The organism is Cupriavidus sp. FW305-F7, assembly GCF_058782875.1.
Genome location: NZ_JBYSYC010000144.1, coordinates 1 through 596 on the forward strand (window position 1 = coordinate 1; position 596 = coordinate 596).

1 protein-coding gene is annotated in these 596 nt (G+C 60.9%); it reads right to left on the reverse strand.

The annotated features are described in order from the left end of the window. On the reverse strand, nt 1-513 hold a 513-nt coding region (locus AC3WL8_RS40000), incomplete at its 3' end, for a transposase domain-containing protein (RefSeq protein WP_492380270.1). Nucleotides 514-596 lie beyond the last annotated feature (83 nt).

Here is a 596-nt window from a genome sequence, read left to right on the forward strand (position 1 = left end):
CGTGAGCGAGACACCGCGGACTTGTGGATAGCTGGCGACCTTGCCACTGGCATAGCTCTGGGCGCCAAAGTACAGGCGATTCTCAGGGCTATCGGCAGTGCGGAAGGTGGTGCCATCCATGGCGTAAAGCGCCAAGCCCTTCCATTTGTAGTGCGCAGCATCCTGAGCCACCCACGCCCGTGCGGTCTGCTCGAACAGCCACAACAAAGGCTTGTCTCCAAGCCGCTCGCGGGCTTGGGCGATGCCGCTCTTGCTGACACAGGCGCTGGCATCGTTGGGCAGTGCCAGGTCCAGCGTCTCCAGCACATCGGGAATCGATTGGTGCCGATAGAGCGCCAGCGCGATGACCAGCCAGACCACCTGCTCTGCTGGCAGTCGGCGCCGGCGAACGGACGCTGTTCCCGTGGCGGCCAGCGCCTGCTCGATCCATGCCATCGGCAGATGCTCGCTGAGCCGGGCAAAACTGGCCGGCTCACTAAGCTCAAGGGCGGTGTGGACTTGTTCCGATAGCATCGGAACGGCAAGTTAACAGCTCGACACCTTGTTTACAACCCCTGCAAAGAAAAATGCCGTTCAGACTTAACTGAACGGCATTA